This is a genomic window from Gordonia sp. VNK1, assembly GCF_040049135.1.
Lineage (GTDB): Bacteria > Actinomycetota > Actinomycetes > Mycobacteriales > Mycobacteriaceae > Gordonia > Gordonia oleivorans.
Genome location: NZ_JBDZDJ010000021.1, coordinates 16443 through 34424 on the forward strand (window position 1 = coordinate 16443; position 17982 = coordinate 34424).

The window sequence follows — 17982 nt, forward strand, 5'->3', positions numbered from 1 at the left end:
TGCCACCCTCCGATACTTACAGACGGGATTGCCCCTCTGTCAGACCTCGATCACGTCGACCAGGTCATCGAGTCCAACGAAGTCCGATGCATTGCGGGTGTAGAGGCGGGCGGCGTGGGCGTGCGCCGTTGCGGCGATCAGCAGATCCATCGACCGCGCACGCGGTTGTCGACCGGCCGCAACAACAGCTGCGGCGACGATTCCGTAACTTGCGGACACAGCGTCGTCAACGGGCAATGCGTCAAACATCCTCTCGACCAACAACAATCGACGCAGTCGCTCGGCGCGGACGGCGCCCGTCTTGGCCACCAGTACGCCAAAGTGCATTTCCGCGAGGGTGATAGAGCTCAGCGCAAGTGATCCCGGGATCGGTTTGACATCAGTCGCAACGATCACACTCGTGTCGAGGATGCCTCTCAACGACGTTCCCACGGATCTGCGATCGTGTGATCAAGCACGTCACGATCATCAGCCCAGGCTGGGTCCGCGGAACCGGCGAATAGCTGCTGCACGTCGGCCCACTCCCGCCAGATGTGTGGGGTCGCCGGAACAAGCCGGGCACTGGGGCGACCAGACACGGTGATGACGATCTCGGCGCCCGCTTCAACCCGACGCACCAATTCCGATGCGTCTTGACGCAGTTCGCGAAGCCCTACGGTGTCACTGCTCATGGCGCCATGGTAGCACCTGTGCTACTCAAGTAACGCGCGGCGGCACGGTGGAGTGTGTCTATCCTCCTGCGCCGTGGGTAAGGCGATGCCGTCAATGACTCGCCTGGTCGGACGTTCACAGCTGTCGACGTCGCCCTGGTCCTAGCCCCTGGCTCTCGCGAAGCCGCACTGCGTGCGGTACGGCCCGGCGGCGTGCTGATCGCTCTCGGCGCCGGCTCCGGCACGCTTGCCGAGCAGGCGGAGAATATCGGAGTACGGCTCGCTGCCACCCATGTCCACACCGAACGGGCGTGGATCGAGGCCATCGCAGGCCTCGCCGCCGACCCGGCCCACCGGGCCGTCGAGGACGGCCACACCACCGGCAAGATCGTGCTCCGCACGTCTGCCCTGACCGGCGAATGAGTTTCTGTTCGATGGCGGGGTCCGCGGGCCCCTGGTAGGCGGAACAGTGAGGTTTCTTGACGACCCGAAGGCCACGGTTTGGGAGGTCGATCGTTGTCATTGCGTTCGAAGTGGCGGACATCCCCTGAGGTGGCGCGGCGGCATGGCCATCGCCCACGAAGCCTGTTGGGCCCAGATCAGCGTCACCCTCATCGGAGCGCGGCGAGGTTCTCGATCGACGTGTGGACGTCGGAGTGCAACACGCGGGCCACCAAACGCCCGATAGGACCGTTGAGCACGCCGCCCCCGATGTCTGCACTCAAGTCGAAGTGGCTTCCGTCGTTGATCGGGGTCACCGTCATCGACAGAGCAACGCGGACCGCACCGCGGCCGTGACCGGACAGGGCGATCACCGAGGGTTCCTCGTACTCGGTGACGGTCCAGTGGATGACATTCCGGAATCCCTTGACCTTGATCAGCGATGCCACTGTCGTCCCCTCGCGGATGGACTCGGGAACCTCGCCCTTCCACCCTCCGAAGATCGTCATCCACTCGGAAAACCTCTCCAGATCCGATGCCAACCGCCACGCACCTTCCGGCTCGAGCTGTGAGTCGATCCCGACGTCTATTTCCGGCATCCTCGATGTCGCTTTCTCCCGGATCGCGCACGATGAGGCGCCTGTTCTGGACCTCGCTCCCCTTTCGAACGTAGATGCAGCGGTTCGGTTCCGCATGCCGGCAGGCAGCCATACGACGTGGTCGCGCTGTGGGCGGGTCGCTGCGGCAGAGGTTAGCCGCCAAGGCACGCCGCCGCCGACAACCTGGTGCTCACTGCGTGACGTTCGGCTCTGGTGCCCACGCCGACGACGGCTCACAATGGTGTCGTCCACGGCGAAACCTACGAGCGAGTCGGAGGCCAGGGATGACTGGGGCAAGATCGACGACGCGTCGAGACCGCGACCATTTGTTCCGTGACCGTCGGGAGGCGGGACGCGTTCTCGGCCAACTGCTCTCAGACTATCGAGGCACACCGGACGTCATCGTCCTCGGGCTCGCCCGCGGAGGTGTGCCGGTGGCGTTCGAGGTCGCCACCGCCCTGCACGCGCCGCTCGACGCGTTCATCGTGCGCAAACTGGGCATCCCGTCGCGCCCGGAGTTCGCGATGGGTGCCATCGCGGCCGGGGGCCGGATCGTGCTCAACGACGACGTGGTTCGCGGCCTGCGACTGACGCCCGAGCAGGTGCGCACCGTCGTCGAGAGCGAGACCCGTGAACTGCAGCGACGCGAGGCCGCCTATCGGGGTTCGCGACCACCGGTGGACGTCACCGACAAGACAGTGATTCTGGTCGACGACGGTCTGGCCACCGGATCGAGCATGCAGGCCGCCGTGCTCGCACTGCGTGAATCCGAACCGGCCCGGATCGTCGTTGCGGTACCGGCCGCGCCGGAATCGACCTGCCGGGAGCTGGCCGCCCTCGCCGATGATGTTGTCTGCGCCGCCATGCCGACTCCCTTTCTGGCAGTCGGTGATTCGTATTGGGATTTTCGGCAGACCGATGACGAGGAGGTGCGGACACTGCTGGCGACGCCGACAACCGCGCCGCCGACGACCGTCGAGGAAACCGACGCCGAAGTGATCACCCGGGTCGCTGTCGACTGCGTCGACGGTGTCCCGCCGGCCTCGGTCCTCGACGAACTCGTCGGGGACGCCCGCATCGTGCTCATCGGCGAGTCCTCACACGGCACGCACGAGTTCTATGCCGCCCGCGCCCAGATGACCCGATGGCTCATCGAGAACAAGGGTTTCACCGCGGTCGCGGCCGAGGCGGACTGGCCCGACGCCTACCGCGTCAACCGGTGGGTTCGTGGATTGGGATCGGACGCTTCGGCCGACGAGGCCCTTTCGGGGTTCGAGCGGTTTCCCGCCTGGATGTGGCGCAACGTCGTCGTCCGCGAGTTCGTCGACTGGCTCCACGACCACAACATCCGCAGGTCGGCCCCGGAACGCGTCGGGTTCTACGGGCTCGATCTCTACAGCCTGCACCGCTCCATGCACGAGGTGATCACCTACCTGGACACCGTGGATCCCGCTGCGGCGCAACGCGCCCGAGCGCGCTACGAGTGCTTCGACCACACCGGTCCCGAAGACGGCCAGGCCTACGGATACGCGGCGGCCTTCGGGGCCGGGCCCTCCTGTGAGCGGGAAGTGATCGACCAACTCGTCGACCTGAACGAGAGTGCGTTGGAATACCTCAGCCGAGACGGATTGGCCGCCGCCGACGAACTGTTCTCCGCCCGCCAGAACGCGCAAGCAGTACGGAATTCGGAGTTGTACTACCGCAAGATGTTTCACGGCCGCGTGACCTCATGGAACGTCCGCGACGAGCACATGGCCCAGACCCTGGATGCGCTGCTGAGCCACCTGGACGACAGTCGCGGCGCGATCGGACATCCCGGCAAGGTGGTGGTGTGGGCACACAATTCCCACGTCGGCGACGCCCGAGCCACCGAGGTCGGCGCCGAGGGGCAGCTGACCCTCGGACAGTTGATGCGAGAGCGCCACCCCGACAGTTCCCGCCTCATCGGATTCTCCACCTACAGCGGCTCCGTCACCGCCGCCGACGATTGGGGCGGTATCGCGTATCACAAACGCGTCCGCCCGGCTCTGGCGAGCAGTTTCGAGGAGGTCTGCCACGAGGTGGGCACACCGTCGTTCCTGATCCGCATGGACGACGAGGACGCGGCGCCCGCGCTGGAGGCGGTGCGGTTGGCCCGTGCGATCGGTGTGATCTATCGACCCGAGACCGAACGCCAGAGTCACTACTACCACGTGCGTCCGGCCGATCAATACGACGCGATGATCCACTTCGACCGGACCCACGCACTCGAACCGCTCGAGCCGACCAGCCAGTGGCTCGCAGACCGGCACCCCGAGACCTACCCCACCGGGCTCTGAGTTTCCCGCACTCGGAAGACCCGCGCCCGACCGCGCGTCGGACGAGGAGATTCCCGGTGCCGGAACTTCACAGCAACCGCACCTAGGCTGGTCCCGTGTCACTCGTGCTCGGACCGGTCCTGCGTCACGTCGACGAGACGTCGGCGCTGATCTGGGTGCAGACAGATCGCGCGGCCGAGGTCGAGGTGCTGAGCTGCGCAGCGCGGACATTCGAGGTCCACGGGTCGCATTTCGCTCTTGTCCTCGTCGATGGACTCGAGCCCGACACGGTGAACGCCTACCAGGTGGCGGTGAACGGCCGGCAGGTGTGGCCGGAACCCGACTCCGAGTTCCCGCCCAGCATCATCCGGACGCGCGGTCCCGCGTCGGCCACCAGAAACCGTGTGGTGTTCGGGTCATGCCGGTTTCCTCGGACCGACGACCCGAACCTCGACAAGAAGCTGGGGATCGACGCACTCGACTCCTATGCGACTCGCCTCGCCGGCCTGGCACATGAGCAGTGGCCGGATGCGCTGCTCCTGCTCGGTGATCAGGTCTACGCCGACGAACTGACTCCCCGCGCCCGTCGCAATCTGGCCGGCCGGCGACCCAGCACCGACCTCCCCGACGACGAGGTGGTCAGCTTCGACGAGTACGCCAGTCTCTACCGCCACACGTGGGGCGATCCGGAGATCCGGTGGATTCTCTCGACCGTGCCGACGGCGATGATCTTCGACGACCACGACATCCGAGACGACTGGAACACGTCGGCCGCGTGGCAGGAACAGATCAACCGGCAACCGTGGTGGCGCGAACGGATTCGGGCGGGTCTGGTGTCGTACTGGGTGTTTCAACATATCGGGAACCTCGATCCGGCTGTCCTCGCCACCGACCCCGACTATCAGGACGTCCTCGACATCGACGGGGACTGCTGGTCGCGGTTGGTCGACCTCGCCGACCGCGCCGACACCGAATCCGATGGGCGCAAGGGACTTCGGTTCAGCTTCCGTTGGGACCTGGGTCGTGCCCGACTGATCGTCGTCGATTCCCGCAACGGCCGGATTCTCGCCGAGGGCGACCGAAAGATGTTGAGCGACCAAGAATTCGAGTGGTTCGAGGCCCAGCTGACCGACTCGCCGGAGGCGGTCGATCACCTGATGATCGCAACGTCTCTGCCGTGGCTGCTGCCTCCGGTTCTCGGTGACGTCGAGACGGTGAACGAGATCGCCGCACACCGGTCCGGGTGGCGTGGTCGGTTGGCCGAGCGGATTCGCCAGGGTGCCGACCTCGAACACTGGCCCGCCTTCAGTGCCTCCTTCGAGCGACTCACCAGGGCGATCCGCGGCAGTGCGTCGCTGCCGGACGTCGCACCGTCGACCATCACCGTCCTGTCCGGCGATGTCCACCACAGCTACGCCGCGCGCGTCGACTTCGGCGAACCGGTGAGATCGGCCGTCTACCAACTCGTCTGCTCCCCGGTGCACAACGCGGTACCGCCGTACGTGAAACCGATGTTCATCGCGGGCTGGTCGACTCTCCTGGCACGTGTGACCCGTCGGTGGGCCCGGCACGCCGGCGCTCCCCCGTTGCCGATGTCCTGGGCCAAGGTCAACGGTCCGATCTTCGGAAACACCATCGCGACCGCCGGCTTCCTCGGCCGCTCGGCGCGCGCGGTGTTCGAGCAACCCGGGGACGACGGCACGCTTCGCACGGTCTCCGACGTTCCGCTCACCGCGGACCCCGCGGATGCCGGCGAGGCATCCTGAGGCCACGGGAGCGGAAACCCGCAGGGGTTGCGTCTGCGTGACCGGCGGCGTCACGATCGCGGTCACACCAACGGCGCCTTTCGGCGAATCCGCCAACGCACGTAGTCCATCTGTTTGTGGCCGACATCGCGCGAGAAATGCGGCATGAATCGATTGACGAACCCGACGAACAAGAAGAGGTTGTCGAAGCGGCGTTGGTCTGTCGTGCTCCACTCGATTCCCATGGCCTCCCGAAAATGCGGTGCCAGGTATCCCGCGCACAGGAACTGCATCAGCCCGCTGAGCGGAATTCGCATGTACCAGCGGAGCATTCGCAGGTGGAGAAGGTCGTCGACGTAGGCCCGGACCTCATCATCCAAGGCGACCCTCGCGCACGCCGCATTCCAATAATCGTCGAAGTCCGCACGCGTTGTGGGCCACATGTCCTCGGGCACCTGCAGCGTGGTCCCCAGTGTCGAACCGCTCGCATAGAACGATTCCAACTGCTCGGCAGTCATCCTGCCGTGCAGCAACTGATACGCATCCTCGAACCCGACATAAAGGCATGCCGCGACCCACAGTTGCGCCCTGCGGTCGAAGGCGTTGTATTTCACCTTGGCGCCCGGTTGCGAACGCACCTGACGGTGGGCCGCGTTGACCGCCTCCCGCATCTCGCGTTTTTCCGCCTCGGTGCCCAGGATTGCGACGGCCAGATACGACGCGGTGGTCCGAAGTCGCTTCCAGGGATGCTTCGTCAAGGCACCGGACTCCACCGGACTTTCGATGACGCCGCGACCGATCTCCGGCCACGCCATCTGCATCGCCACGTTCGGTGCTGCCGTCGACAGTGCCCAGAAGTCCAGAGCTGCAGCGAGAGTCGGTGGGTTGTCGGCAGTCGTGTGCCGATGCCGGTGGCGCGGAATTCGCATGCGCGTCTGCTCGACGGTGAGTGGCGTCGCGTGTATCGGGATTCTCTCTGGCAACAGTGACGCGATGTAGTCGGCGTGGGACCACTGCGGTGGGCCCGCGTAATCCGATATGGGTTCGTGTGCGCCCATGAGGGTCATCCTTCCGAAGTGTTCGAGACCAAGGGGCTGGGACTCGGTGGTGGCGAATCGGCTGTCAGACGCGGTCGGTGAAACTGCCGTGGAAACCGGGGAACACATGCCCGTCCAGGCGAGCGACGGCAAGTGGTTCGCGCTCGATATCTGCCGCGTCAAGGATGACCAGCGCGGTGCGGTGCTCGGCGGCGAGGTAGGTGAGTGCAAGTAGCCAGCCGTCGTCCTCGTCGGACTTGGCGGACCGCGGCACAAAGACGGGCTCTCCGGGAAACTCCTGACCGGTGAAGGTGTGCCGGCGTTCTGTGCCAGTGGTGTGGTCGAATTTGACTATCGCCCCGTCGGTTTCCGGGGTGTAGGCGGCAAAGTAGCTGTATCGATGCTGTCGGCCGGTGCGGCGTTCGTCGTGCATCGGGAATTCGACGGACTCGAATTCGCCCACGATCTCACGTTCCACACGGCCGGCTTTGCTGATTCGGATTCGAGCCGGACGTCCGATCGGTGGCAGGCCTTGGCGGAAGTTCTTCAATTCGCTGGTCAGAAACTCCAGCGAATCATGTTGTACCACATCCAGTATCACGTCATTTCCGTCGTCGTAGGCGTTGTCGACGTGCACGTACAGGAAGGGTTCGCATTCTATGACACGGTTGCGGCCCCGTGCCGGGAAACGAGCACAATCCGCATGCCACGTTCGGGACGGTAGTCGGCTGCGTCGCCGTGTGTACCGTGGCCGATCATTGCCAACGCCGCTCGCACCGGGTCGACGGTCAGCGGCGCGAGAGCGAAGACGAGGTAGTTCTCGGTGATCGCGAAATCGTGCTGCACTATGACATCGCGGAGCGGGACACGACCCACACCATGCATCCGGCCGGATCGGTCGACGCGGTAACAGCGGAGGGCTGCCGGAAACCTGGCCCCAATACTCAGGTCGAGGCCAAAGTTGAAGAGCTCTCCGGTGACCGGGTCGATCTTGGGGTGTGGCGAAAAGCGGGACAGCAACGGAAGTTTCCCGTCGTAGTCGCATCGTCCCCGTGTGCTGAGATCGTCGGGGTCGATTTCCCATGGCCGGCCGACGTCGCTGAGTGCAAGAAGGCGGTGCGCGTGCAGGACGGCGTGGGTGTTGGCATTGTCGGATGGACCGCGTCCGACGTTCGCGCGAAAACCCTTTGCTTGACTGTAGAGTCCACGAATTCTTGCACCATCGTTCCGTTCTTCGGCGCGAAACTTCGGGGTTCGCACGTACCGTGAACGAAACCGCACCTCGCCATTGTCGATGACGAACTTGGATAGCAAGCCGTCTCCGTCAAACGGATGCTCGGCGCGGAATCCACCGGCTTCGAACCGTGCCGGGCCGTTGCGATACAAGGTGCCGCGCAGATCGCCGGGTATCTCCCCGGTCAGGGGCAGCGCTACTTCATCTGGGGATTCGATTGCGGGCTCAAATGCGCGGGCGATGGAAGACGATGTATCAACTGTCGAGGTCAAGGCTCCTCCAGGGTTCGACCTGCTGTGATTCTCACGCCCAGTGTCGCAGCCTTGCGCATATTTGGCAACACCCGTTTCCAGAATTGGGTTGGCCGCATGAAGCCGCATTGTGGGTCAACCAGGCGACGGCTCGCCTCGCACGGTCTCCGACGTCGCGCTCACCACGGATGCCCCCGGACGCTCGGTGACCGTCTCGCACGAGTGCTCAACCACCAACCCCCCTGTGCCACGAAATGCGCTGTGGCGTACTCTGTTCGCCCGTGCCTCTCCCCACTGCCGACGCTCCTATGACTGACATCACCCTGCGTGAATGCGTGTGGTGCTCGTCGACCGACGACCTCGCCTACTTCCGCAACGAACCGCGATGCGCGCGTTGCCGGACCGCCGAACAGACCATCGCCGAGGCTCGCGAGTTCGTCGACTTCTATGGTCTGCGGCCGTTGGGTGGATCATTGGAGTCCGACGACGAGGAGGAGCGCGCGCACCGTGTCGCGGCTCGCGAGGCGCGGGCGGAGCTGACCCGTACCCGCACCGAGCCGCCACGGCGTGGAAAGTCCCGATCCGGGCAGCGTGGCGTGGTCGCCGCCGGCTCGGCCGCCCGAACGCAGGCTGCGGGAAGGACGAGCAGCGGCCCGGCGCGGACCGCCGCGTCGGCGACGGCTCGATCCTCGAACGTCTCCGGTCCGGACCGCGCAGAACTCGCGCATCGGGCCGAGAAGTTGCTGGCGCAACTCGCCGAGATCGAGGAACGCCTCGCCGTCGCGCAGAACGATCCGGGTCTCAGCGGCAAGGCCAAGGTGTCGGACCTGAGTGCGAAACGTGAGTCGGTCCTGCGAACCCTCGCGGCGTTGGCGAAGGCCACGCGGTCGCTGGAACCCGCCTGACGTCGCTCGTCGGCGGGTGGCGAGTCAGATCTTGGTCGCCCCGTGATCGATGGGGAGCTGAATCCCGGTGATCGTCCGCGACTCGTCACCGGCCAGGAAGAGCACGGTGTTGGCGATGTCCTCGGGCTCCGAGATCGGCGGATCGAACCAGTACTGACCCATTGCCGCCGCGTAGGAAGGATTGTCCGCGAACACCTTCGCACCTTCGGGGCCTTGGGCACCCATCGGGGTGTTGACGCCCCACGGGTGTATCGAGTTGACGCGGATCCGGTAGGGTGCCAACTCGATCGCGGCCGACTTGACCAGCCCGACGACGCCGTGTTTGGCTGCGCTGTAATGACTTTGGCCGGGCAGTGACTTGATGCCGGCCACGGAACTGGTCGCGATGATCGAGCCGCCGTTGCCGAGGTCGATCATGGTCGGCGCGGCGGCGCGCAGCGTGTTGAACACGCCGGTGAGGTTGATGTCGATCATGTCGCGCCACCGGTCCACCGACATCTCCCAGAATCGTCCCCAGCTGACGACCCCGGCGTTCGCCACCACGATGTCGAGCCGTCCCAGTTGATCGACACCACGCGTCACCAACTCGACCATGGCGTCGAGATCCCGGACGTCGACCTCGGCGTGCACTGCGCTACGTCCGGTCTTCTCCACGAGCGCAACGGTTTCGGCCAGGTCCTCGGGGGTTGCGGCCGGATAGTCGGTGTCGGTGGCGGGTGCGCAGACGTCACAGAGAATGACGTCCGCGCCCTCCTCGGCCAGCGCGACGGCCTCGGCCCGCCCCTGGCCACGCGCTGCTCCGGTGATGAAGGCGACCTCGCCCGCCACTCGTCCTGCGCTTGTCATTGTCTACACCTTTCGTCTGGACCGACGACTGCCGATCGCGGGGTTGATGAGTGGCCCGGCAGCGGACAGCAGGTTCCGCACCGTGTCGTCGATCGCCACCTGTGGATCTCGGGCCCAGCTCTCGACGGCCAGTCGGTTGGCGGTCACGACGCAGGCGGCGGCGAAGTGTGCGCGCAGGTCGGCCGGATCGAGGTCGATCCGACCGGCGAGCACCGGGCGTAGTGCGTCACAACAACGGTCGTGCACGCTGAGCCACGCGGATGCGAGCGCCGGCGACGTCGGGAGTGTCCGTAGGAAGGTGCGGTGGCGCCGGCCGGATGGTTCGTCGAGTGCCGTCTGTAGTGCGCCGACCAGCCCGTCGATGAGGTTCTCCTCGCGCGGGCGCGCCGCGAGGGCGTCCACGTAGGATCGCCAGCCGGCGTCGAGTGCCGGGGCGATCACATCTTCCTTGGTGGGGAAATAGCGATGGAATGTGCGTACCGAAACGTGTGCGGCCGCGGCGATCTCGGGGATGGTGGTCTCCGTGTAGCTGCGCCGGGCAAACAGGTCCAACGCGGCGTCGGAGATATCGACCGACGTCTGCTGCTGGCGTTGTTCACGCAAGGTGGGGACGGTGCCCATGTCCCACACCCTAGCAAAATGTGGCAGAAACTGCCATCAAGGCAGAAGATGCCCCGAATTGTCAGTCGGTGTCTGTGGCCGGACCGTCGTCGGTCGCGCCGCCCTCGCCGGTCCAGTCGCCGGATGTCTCGCCGGAAGCGGGATCTGATTGCACGTCGGAATCCGCGCCTTCCGGCCCGGTGCCTGTGTCCTCGGTGTGTGGGTCGGTCTCTTTGGGGGTCATCCACCATTCATACCGAACGTGGTCGCCATGAACTGCCGAACTCGTCATCTCCGTCGATCTCACCGATGTCTCCGGTACGGCGAAGCACTGAATGTCCGGAGTTCGAGTCCAACGTCTCTACCCTTCCTGTTCGGGTGGGCGCGACAATCGGAGCATGGGTGAGGTCAAGAGATTCCGCATGACGCCGATACGCAGGGTCGGCGAGAAGGTAATGCCCGTGCCGGTGCGGTGGGGATTGGTACCGCACACCTACATGATGACCACCCGCGGACGGAAGACCGGGAAACAGCACAGTCACCCGGTCAGCCTCGTCGAACGAGACGGCTCGCGATGGCTCGTCGCGCCCTACGGCCCCGTCGGATGGGTGCACAATGCGCGCGCGGCCGGAACGGTACGCATCACCCGGCGCGGCGAGAACCAGGAGTGGGCGGTGCGCGAGGTCACCGCACCCGAGGAGGCCGCCCCGATCCTGAAGGAGTATCTCCGGATCACCGGTCCGCCGCGCGATTACTTCGTCGCGAAACCCGATGCGCCGCTGGAGAAATTCGCCGCCGAAGCGGATCGACACCCGGTCTTCGAATTGGTGCCGATAGGCGCGTGAGGGTACGTCAGTCACGCTGTGCCGCGTAGCGCAGCAGGACGGTGCCACCCGGGAAGGTGCGATTCTCCAACAGTCGCAACGACATCCACGATGGCAGCATCGGAAAGAACGGCAGACCGCCGCCGATTGCCGTGGGCGCGATCACGAGTCGATACTCGTCCACCAGTCCGGCCCGGATCACCGGTGCGGCCAGGGTCGCGCCGGCGATCTCCAACTGGCCGTCGGTCTCGGCCTTCAGTCTGGTGACCACCTCGACCGGGTCGCCGCGTTCCAGGCGCGAGTTCCAGTCGACGGACTCCAGGGTGTGGGAGAAGACCACCTTGGGCATGGCGCGCCAGATGCGGGCGAAGTCGACGATGATGGGTGACGCCTCGGGGTCGTCGTCGGCGGTCGGCCAGTAGTCGGCCATGAGGTCGTAGAGTCGCCGTCCGTAGAACGCCAGGCTGGTCTCGCGTTCGAAATCGTTCCAGTACTGATGCAGTTCCTCGTTCGGATCGGACCAGTCGATGTTTCCGTGCGCATCGGCGATGTAGCCGTCGACCGACACGGTGAAGCCGTAGATGAGTGTGCCCATGAAAGTCAGACTGCACCGGAGCGCGATACTCATCGCGGCGCCGCGCTGGTCACACCACGATTGTGGAGCTCAGGGGGTGCACACCTCGTCGAACCCGACGCCGAGACTGTCGACGAGGACATCGAGATCCGGGACGGCGGCGTCGTCGACGTCGATGCCCAGGCAGCACTCCCCCACATACGACAGCAACGTCACGTTGAACGCTGCCCCGATCGTCGGGCCGAAGGCGTACTGCTTGATGATCTTGGCGCCCGCCATGTACAGCGAGACGGGCGAACCGGGTACGTCGGAGGCGAGGAAGTCGACATGTTCGAGCATCGCGCCGACCGCGGAGGACGGCAGCACGTTGAGGGCACCGGCGATGGGCTGGGCCAGCGGGACCGCCGGCTCCAGCCGCCAGTTGGCGACGATCTCGTGGATGCGACCGATCAGCTTGGCGGGTTCGGGAATGTCGGAGGGAATCACGAAGCGCAACAACGTGATCTGGTTGCCGCCGATCGTCTCGTCGTCGTCGGGCCGCAGGTTGACCGGCATGGTGATCCGCAGACGATCGACATCCGAGTCGTGCCGGCGGTGATACTCACGCATGCCGAGCACGATGCCGGCGAGGAAGGCGTCGTTGAGGGTTCCCCCGCCCTTCTCGGCGGCCGCCGCCAATCCGTCGACCGGAACGTTCAGGGTCGCGAGGTGGCGCCGTGTGCTGCGCTCGGTCATCACCGGCGACTGCGTGCGGAGCACCGGTTCGACGACGCGGGCGATCGAGGCGAGGGTCACCCCGACATCGCGGACCGCCCGGATCGGTTGGAAGAGCATGCGGGTGCCCAGACGTGCCGCCCCGACCACGGACGCGCGCACCACCACTGTGGCCGAGGATGCGTACCAGCCGACGGTGTCGAGTATCGACGGGTCGGCGGCACGGGCGACGCTGTCGGGCGCCGGTTCCCGTGGGGTTCCGGACCGTTCGAAGTCCATGATCTCCGCCGCGATGCGGACCGCGCCGACGCCGTCGGTCATCGAGTGGTGAAACTTCATCACCACGGCCGCGGCCCCGTCGCGTTCGAGACCGTCGAGCAGCGTGTACTCCCACATCGGGCGTGCCGGATCAAATGCGGTCATGGCCTTGGTCCGGGCCACCTCGAGAACCCCGCGCAGATCCTTGGGATGCGGGGCGGCGAGACGACGGAGGTGCCAGCGGAGGTCGAAATCCGGGTCTTCGATCCACCGGGGCGGTGCGAGACCCACGTCGGGTACCAGCTTGCGGCGCATCGCCGGTAGTACCTGGGCTGCCCGTTCGGCCGTCGCGACGAGTCGGTCCCAGTCCGGTGAGACATCGAGCAGGAGAACCACGACGACCGTGGAACGCAGGACCGGGTTGTGCTCCATCCGCCAGGAGAACATGTCCGATTGAGTCATCCGGGTGGTGTTACTGCTCACAGCGTCCAGTATCCCCGGTCGACATCACATAGCGGCAGAGTCTTTTGACATGTGCTGGATGGTTCCGGCACCACGTTCACGGTTTCGTCGTGGATGCTGACGCGTGCGCGTCCGGTTCGCACCGCCGCTCCGCACCACCCGGGCCGGGTGTAGCTCACCGCGGTGCGTTACCGCGACCCGCTGACGTTGACCGCCGCGGTGTCCACCCACGAGGCGACCGCTCGGTTCGCTCTACCGGCCGACCGATGGACACGCTCGGCAAGCCGACCGTGGCCGGGTGATCGGGCAGGGTAATCGGGCAGGTGCCCGGCGAGTCGCGCGGCAGCCGTTGATTCGGTTGATCAGTGGGAACTGCTCCCCGCGCGGGTAGATCATGCCTTGTCGCGATCGAGTCGCATTCGAATGTCGTCCCGCATCGTCTTCTTGTCGATCTTGGTGGTGGGCATCTTGTCGACGACGACCAGACGTTCGGGGATCTTGAACCGTGCCACCCCGGCGGCCTGCATCGACCGGCTGACATCGTCGAGTGACACCGAATGTCCCTCGGCCTCCGTCAGATACAGCCACCGTCAGATACCGGCAGAGCCGTTCACCGAGAACCAGATCCGGCGTGGCGATGGCAGCGGCCGTCTCGACGCCGGCAAGTCGGTAGGCGACGTTCTCCATCTCCTCGGCGGAGGCCTTCTCACCACCCCGGTTGACCATGTCCTTGTCGCGACCGGCCGGCGTCGATTCCGAATGCCACCTCGGTGGTCTTCCCGGGGCAGAGTCACTTCGCGAATCTGACCGACCCGAAAGGGGTTGCCGGGGCGATTCGGGAGTTCACCACCGGATAGGCCGTACTCACAGCTCTCGGCCTCGGATGCGGGCTGCCCCCGGTGTACGCGTCGCTACCGGGCACGCTCGCAGACGAGCGTCGCCATCCGGACGCCTTCGCTGTAGACCGCAGCGGGCAGGTGATGGATTCGAACCACCTCGTCATGGCAGAGCCACCTGAGAGTGTCGGTGGTGACGCCGTACTCGTCGTCGAACAGCAGATGTGCCTCGTAGACCGCTCCGTCCGCGACGATCCTGGTCACCACACGACCGTCGTGGACGCGAAAACCGTGGGCGAGAGCGGCGTCCGACACCGCATGCTTGTCGCGGAATTCTCGTCCCTGAAAGTCGAGGTTCACATAGGCCCGGTCGTCGGGGCGGTAACGAAACGTCATCCGGTGAATCTGCTCGACGGGTTGTTCGATACCGGTGTCCTCGGCGAAGCGTCGCAACTGGTCGAGTTCCGCACCCAGTGTTGCCGGATGGGGGAACACGACGTTCTCGCACCGTACGGACACCATGGTGTCCAGTGGTGCGAGCACCTCGATCACTGCGGTCTCGTCGCTATGTGGGTCGGGTACGACGCGGTGGAGAAAACCGGCGGATGGCGGGTCGTCGGCATCGACTGGTGTCGTGACGTCGCGTATCGGTACGACGGCCAGGTTGCGTAACCAGCGTCGCCAGGTCGGGTCCGGCCATAATTCACCGAGAAGTAGTGTGCGCACCGGCATTCCGGTACTCACCCATCGCTGTACCTCGGCGTGGGAGTGCGAGTCGTGTCGCACCAGCAGGTCCCCCAGTTCACGCAGCTGTGTGTACTCGGGTGTGCCGTACACGGCCTCCGGTACCGAGGGAAGTGCGGTGCCGTCCAACCGCCGTGCCACGACCTCACCGTCCTTCAGGGACAGTTCTGTCTCGCCGACGGTCACCCACAGAGAATCCCCGGTGCTCGAGCTGACCTCATCGTTCGAGGACATCCGACCTCCGTTCGGCGATCGCCCGGGCCTGGTGCACGAGCTCTGTCAGGTCCGCGACGATGGGGACGGGGGCACCCGGCAGCACCCGCTCGATCGTGGGACCCAGATGATCGTCACCGGCGGCCAGTAGCTGCTGGGCGTCCTCGTCGGTGAATCCGCGCATCCGATCTGAGGTCACGGAGTCTCGCACGGTCAGCTGATGCCACCACATGGGCCGCAGGTGGCAGAGCCACTCGTGGGCGGGTTGTGCTGCCCGATAGGATAATTCGCCGTCAACCAGTTTGCGGGTGTCCCAGATCAGGTCGCCACCGTCCGCGTCGTAGATGCGCGAACCCGTGAGAACCCACCGGTGGCTCCCGCTCTCGGGAACGCGCATCACCGACGTCGGAGTGATGTGACGCGGTAGGTCGATGGTGATCGACGTGCCGTCACCTTCCACAACCCGCCAGCGTTGTTCGGTCGAGTCGCAGAACACCGCCAGATAATGCCTCTCATTGTGTGTATTGACCGGCGAATGACGGGTCGTGGGAGTCACCGGCCGGGCGGTGCAGTACTCGGGGCGTAACCGTTCGCCGGGCAGTGCCGACGGAAAGAGTCCGATCACGTCCGGGGGCGTCAGGTGTTCGCTTCCGCTGAATGGACGGAACTGATGTCGGTTCACGTCGGACGAATCCGGTACCACCCACGCGTTTCCCTCCTCGTCGACGAGGACGGGAAATGGCTCACGCAGCACCACCAGAGCCGGCATATCCGGCGCGACAACCGATGTCGTCGACCAAACCCGTCGTCCGTCCGGCATCACCCAGGACGCGCCCGTACTCGCGGCGTGACGATTGCCATCAAAAGATTGGCTGTCGTAGGTCACGTGGGCCCGCCGCCCCGACGGACTCCATGTGGCGACATCGCCATCGGTCTGCACCACCTCGCCATCGACAAGAGTGAGGAAGCGTGAGTTCCAGGGCAGGCCAGCACATTCGGCGACAACGTCATCGCCGTCGACGAAGACGAAACGACTGCCGCTGCGGACGCCGACGGCCGGCCAGGCATCTGCCCACGCCGGAATCGCTTCCCGGTCATCGAATCGACTGGATGCGAATGTCCCCGGCCTGGTAGGGGCGGGCGTCGGCTCGACCAGATCTTCGAACATCGTCCACCCGTACTCCGAGGGGAGACCGCATCGAATTGCTTGGCTCAGCAGGGAAACGGGAGCAAGGGCGGCCACCGCCGAGGCGAGCGCCCGGCTCATGAGCGGTGCGGGAATCTGGGCAACCTTGCCGAGGGTCTCGACGATCTGACGAACGGAACCGGTTGTGGTCAAACGGTTCGCGAGTTCGTTGGTGTAGCGACGACAGAGTTCGGCGACACCCGCGGCGGTCAACAGCTCCGGCTCGCGGGTCACCGCCCGCATGAGCGCTCTGCCCGTGCCGTCGATGTTTGCGGTGAAACTATGGGTCGCCGCGTAGAAACGCAGGTCGCGTCCGAAATGTGTGGCCGGTTCGGTGAGCCCGGTGACGCGGCCTTCGAGCTCCAGCCCGGCCGCCAGAAGAGCATCATAGAGTCCCGCCGATATGGCGCAGGTCGATGGGGTGCCCACCACTGTCCGGTGCACCTCGATTCGTCCAGAATCCCGGGCTGCGATGACCTTCTCGACGAGACGCACCAGGCCACCTCCCGTGTCATCGTCGAAGCCGCGGTCGAGAAGTCGGTATGTCTGGGCCGCCAGCCATTCACCCGCGTCGACGCGTCCATCGAGGAGAGCGGCGTCGGCACCGACCGCGATGAGGTAATCGGCCCAGTCGCTCGGACCGATTCGTCGGGGGCGCACCCGGAGTAACGCTTCGGCCCAGAGCTCGTTGCCGTCCACGCCGGCGGTCACCCGGTCCGCGACCCGTGTCCAGAACGGTGACGAGGCGTCGCAGGTTCCCGGGAGGTCGAGAATGCCGAACAGAAACCGATCAAGATGGTCGTCCGGATCGATACCGCATTGTTCGGCCACTTCAGCGATGTCGGCGAGCATCCCCACATGCGGGGCGTAGCCACTACCGACCATTGCCGTCAGTACCGCGCAGAAGGTATCTACGCAGAAGGAATCCGTATCGGCCGGCGCGGGCATGGCGGTCAGGCTGCGTCGTAAGGGTAAGAGGTCCGCGCTGTCCAGCTGGCCGCGCAAGGCAAACTCCTGGTACGCGGCGACAAGCCGCGGGAGATCTGGTTCCACTCCGGCCGAACGCTCACCGACGCGAGCATCGGTGAAATATGACATCTGGCCGCCATCGCCGTGTCCGGCCCACGCAGGGTCCTGTACTCGGGCCCGCTCTTCGGTTGCCAACGCGACCACGGCGGGGGGTGCACCCCGTTCCCACTTGCGCCATTCGAAGGGACTGGCCGAATGCAGCAGGTTGGCACCCGCGAGGATGTCGTCGCGGTCATCGGGGTGGTGGGCCAATGCCCACTCCGGGTATCCGGCAATGCCGCGTGCCTGGTAGCCCACCACCCGGTCACCTGCGACCTCCACCCCGTTGACGAGGTGCTCGTCGTCGGCGGTGCCGATCCGTCGTATCACCCGATCGCCGAGGAGCGCAGACCGAAGCTCCACCACTCGTGCCGGTGAGGCGCCGTGCACTGGCTCGTTCGACACGCCACCGAACTGGATGATCTGCCGTGCTCCCCAAGTCACCGGACCGATGCTAGCCGACCGCGTCGACTGCAATAACGCCGTAGATCCGAGTCA

General features: G+C 65.5%; 19 protein-coding genes. 5 read left to right on the forward strand and 14 right to left on the reverse strand.

Annotated elements, in window-relative coordinates; translation table 11 throughout:
* Nucleotides 1–39: 39 nt before the first annotated feature.
* Complete coding sequence (locus tag ABLE94_RS20730) at nt 40–432, reverse strand: PIN domain-containing protein (protein WP_348809726.1); 393 nt, start codon at nt 430–432, stop codon at nt 40–42.
* Entirely contained in the window at nt 417–671 is a 255-nt protein-coding gene (locus tag ABLE94_RS20735; protein WP_348806902.1) for a type II toxin-antitoxin system Phd/YefM family antitoxin, read from the reverse strand. The genes ABLE94_RS20730 and ABLE94_RS20735 overlap by 16 nt, the downstream gene beginning before the upstream one ends.
* Before the next feature lie 192 nt (nt 672–863).
* On the opposite strand from ABLE94_RS20735, the gene ABLE94_RS20740 reads away from it, so the two are divergent.
* Nucleotides 864–1073: a hypothetical protein gene (locus ABLE94_RS20740; RefSeq protein ID WP_348806901.1), complete on the forward strand. Its 210-nt coding sequence runs from the start codon at nt 864–866 to the stop codon at nt 1071–1073.
* Nucleotides 1074–1261: 188 nt separating this feature from the next.
* Here the strand turns inward: ABLE94_RS20740 and ABLE94_RS20745 are convergent, their stop codons facing one another.
* Nucleotides 1262–1690 carry a type II toxin-antitoxin system Rv0910 family toxin gene (locus ABLE94_RS20745; protein WP_348809753.1) on the reverse strand — a complete coding sequence of 143 codons (429 nt, stop codon included), beginning with the start codon at nt 1688–1690 and terminating at the stop codon, nt 1262–1264.
* 284 nt (nt 1691–1974) lie between these two features.
* Between ABLE94_RS20745 and ABLE94_RS20750 the strand changes: the two genes are divergently transcribed.
* Together ABLE94_RS20750 and ABLE94_RS20755 are read left to right on the forward strand one after the other, a co-directional pair.
* Complete coding sequence (locus tag ABLE94_RS20750) at nt 1975–4008, forward strand: erythromycin esterase family protein (protein WP_348806900.1); 2034 nt, start codon at nt 1975–1977, stop codon at nt 4006–4008.
* A 95-nt stretch (nt 4009–4103) separates the two neighbouring features.
* The gene (locus ABLE94_RS20755) at nt 4104–5753 is read left to right on the forward strand and encodes an alkaline phosphatase D family protein (protein WP_348806899.1); all 1650 of its coding nucleotides are present in this window, start codon (nt 4104–4106) and stop codon (nt 5751–5753) included.
* A gap of 62 nt (nt 5754–5815) precedes the next feature.
* On the opposite strand, the gene ABLE94_RS20760 is transcribed toward ABLE94_RS20755, so the two are convergent.
* From ABLE94_RS20760 to ABLE94_RS20770, 3 genes are all read right to left on the reverse strand, one after another.
* Entirely contained in the window at nt 5816–6661 is an 846-nt protein-coding gene (locus tag ABLE94_RS20760) for an oxygenase MpaB family protein (protein ID WP_348806898.1), read from the reverse strand.
* 193 nt (nt 6662–6854) lie between these two features.
* Nucleotides 6855–7406, reverse strand: coding sequence for a carotenoid oxygenase family protein (locus tag ABLE94_RS20765; protein ID WP_348806897.1), 552 nt, complete (start codon nt 7404–7406; stop codon nt 6855–6857).
* 20 nt (nt 7407–7426) lie between these two features.
* Nucleotides 7427–8275, reverse strand: a complete 849-nt coding sequence (locus tag ABLE94_RS20770; RefSeq protein ID WP_348806896.1) for a carotenoid oxygenase family protein — start codon at nt 8273–8275, stop codon at nt 7427–7429.
* Between the two features lie 287 nt (nt 8276–8562).
* Here ABLE94_RS20770 and ABLE94_RS20775 point away from each other — a divergent pair, with 287 nt between their 5' ends.
* Nucleotides 8563–9159: a hypothetical protein gene (locus ABLE94_RS20775; RefSeq protein ID WP_348806895.1), complete on the forward strand. Its 597-nt coding sequence runs from the start codon at nt 8563–8565 to the stop codon at nt 9157–9159.
* A 24-nt stretch (nt 9160–9183) separates the two neighbouring features.
* Here the strand turns inward: ABLE94_RS20775 and ABLE94_RS20780 are convergent, their stop codons facing one another.
* The 3 genes from ABLE94_RS20780 to ABLE94_RS20790 all read right to left on the reverse strand — a co-directional run bounded on the left by ABLE94_RS20780 (nt 9184) and on the right by ABLE94_RS20790 (nt 10849).
* Nucleotides 9184–10005, reverse strand: a complete 822-nt coding sequence (locus ABLE94_RS20780) for a mycofactocin-coupled SDR family oxidoreductase (protein ID WP_348806894.1) — start codon at nt 10003–10005, stop codon at nt 9184–9186.
* Nucleotides 10006–10008: 3 nt separating this feature from the next.
* Nucleotides 10009–10626 carry a TetR family transcriptional regulator gene (locus ABLE94_RS20785; RefSeq protein ID WP_348806893.1) on the reverse strand — a complete coding sequence of 206 codons (618 nt, stop codon included), beginning with the start codon at nt 10624–10626 and terminating at the stop codon, nt 10009–10011.
* A gap of 61 nt (nt 10627–10687) precedes the next feature.
* A complete protein-coding gene (locus ABLE94_RS20790) occupies nt 10688–10849 on the reverse strand; it encodes a hypothetical protein (protein ID WP_348806892.1) in 162 nt (53 codons plus the stop codon).
* Between the two features lie 154 nt (nt 10850–11003).
* On the opposite strand from ABLE94_RS20790, the gene ABLE94_RS20795 reads away from it, so the two are divergent.
* Nucleotides 11004–11450 carry a nitroreductase family deazaflavin-dependent oxidoreductase gene (locus tag ABLE94_RS20795; RefSeq protein ID WP_348806891.1) on the forward strand — a complete coding sequence of 149 codons (447 nt, stop codon included), beginning with the start codon at nt 11004–11006 and terminating at the stop codon, nt 11448–11450.
* 7 nt (nt 11451–11457) lie between these two features.
* Here ABLE94_RS20795 and ABLE94_RS20800 read toward each other — a convergent pair whose 3' ends face one another.
* From ABLE94_RS20800 to ABLE94_RS20820, 5 genes are all read right to left on the reverse strand, one after another.
* Entirely contained in the window at nt 11458–12024 is a 567-nt protein-coding gene (locus tag ABLE94_RS20800) for a dihydrofolate reductase family protein (RefSeq protein WP_348806890.1), read from the reverse strand.
* A gap of 69 nt (nt 12025–12093) precedes the next feature.
* Complete coding sequence (locus ABLE94_RS20805; protein WP_348806889.1) at nt 12094–13458, reverse strand: wax ester/triacylglycerol synthase domain-containing protein; 1365 nt, start codon at nt 13456–13458, stop codon at nt 12094–12096.
* Nucleotides 13459–13829: 371 nt separating this feature from the next.
* The gene (locus ABLE94_RS20810) at nt 13830–13991 is read right to left on the reverse strand and encodes a hypothetical protein (protein WP_348806888.1); all 162 of its coding nucleotides are present in this window, start codon (nt 13989–13991) and stop codon (nt 13830–13832) included.
* Nucleotides 13992–14348: 357 nt separating this feature from the next.
* Nucleotides 14349–15251 (reverse strand): DUF4132 domain-containing protein, encoded by a 903-nt coding sequence (locus tag ABLE94_RS20815; protein ID WP_348806887.1) that lies wholly within the window; start codon nt 15249–15251, stop codon nt 14349–14351.
* Nucleotides 15235–17928, reverse strand: coding sequence for a hypothetical protein (locus tag ABLE94_RS20820; protein ID WP_348806886.1), 2694 nt, complete (start codon nt 17926–17928; stop codon nt 15235–15237). Before ABLE94_RS20820 ends, ABLE94_RS20815 begins: the two co-directional genes overlap by 17 nt.
* Nucleotides 17929–17982: the final 54 nt, after the last annotated feature.

What these genes read in the sequence shown, in the direction of transcription:
- ABLE94_RS20780 (WP_348806894.1), bottom strand. Translation starts at nt 10,005, where the DNA reads ATGACAAGCGCAGGACGAGTGGCGGGCGAGGTCGCCTTCATCACCGGA.
- ABLE94_RS20735 (WP_348806902.1), bottom strand. Translation starts at nt 671, where the DNA reads ATGAGCAGTGACACCGTAGGGCTTCGCGAACTGCGTCAAGACGCATCG.
- ABLE94_RS20760 (WP_348806898.1), bottom strand. Translation starts at nt 6,661, where the DNA reads ATGCGAATTCCGCGCCACCGGCATCGGCACACGACTGCCGACAACCCA.
- ABLE94_RS20795 (WP_348806891.1), top strand. Translation starts at nt 11,004, where the DNA reads ATGGGTGAGGTCAAGAGATTCCGCATGACGCCGATACGCAGGGTCGGC.
- ABLE94_RS20815 (WP_348806887.1), bottom strand. Translation starts at nt 15,251, where the DNA reads ATGTCCTCGAACGATGAGGTCAGCTCGAGCACCGGGGATTCTCTGTGG.
- ABLE94_RS20745 (WP_348809753.1), bottom strand. Translation starts at nt 1,690, where the DNA reads ATGCCGGAAATAGACGTCGGGATCGACTCACAGCTCGAGCCGGAAGGT.
- ABLE94_RS20775 (WP_348806895.1), top strand. Translation starts at nt 8,563, where the DNA reads ATGACTGACATCACCCTGCGTGAATGCGTGTGGTGCTCGTCGACCGAC.
- ABLE94_RS20785 (WP_348806893.1), bottom strand. Translation starts at nt 10,626, where the DNA reads ATGGGCACCGTCCCCACCTTGCGTGAACAACGCCAGCAGCAGACGTCG.
- ABLE94_RS20750 (WP_348806900.1), top strand. Translation starts at nt 1,975, where the DNA reads ATGACTGGGGCAAGATCGACGACGCGTCGAGACCGCGACCATTTGTTC.
- ABLE94_RS20800 (WP_348806890.1), bottom strand. Translation starts at nt 12,024, where the DNA reads ATGGGCACACTCATCTACGGCTTCACCGTGTCGGTCGACGGCTACATC.
- ABLE94_RS20790 (WP_348806892.1), bottom strand. Translation starts at nt 10,849, where the DNA reads ATGACCCCCAAAGAGACCGACCCACACACCGAGGACACAGGCACCGGG.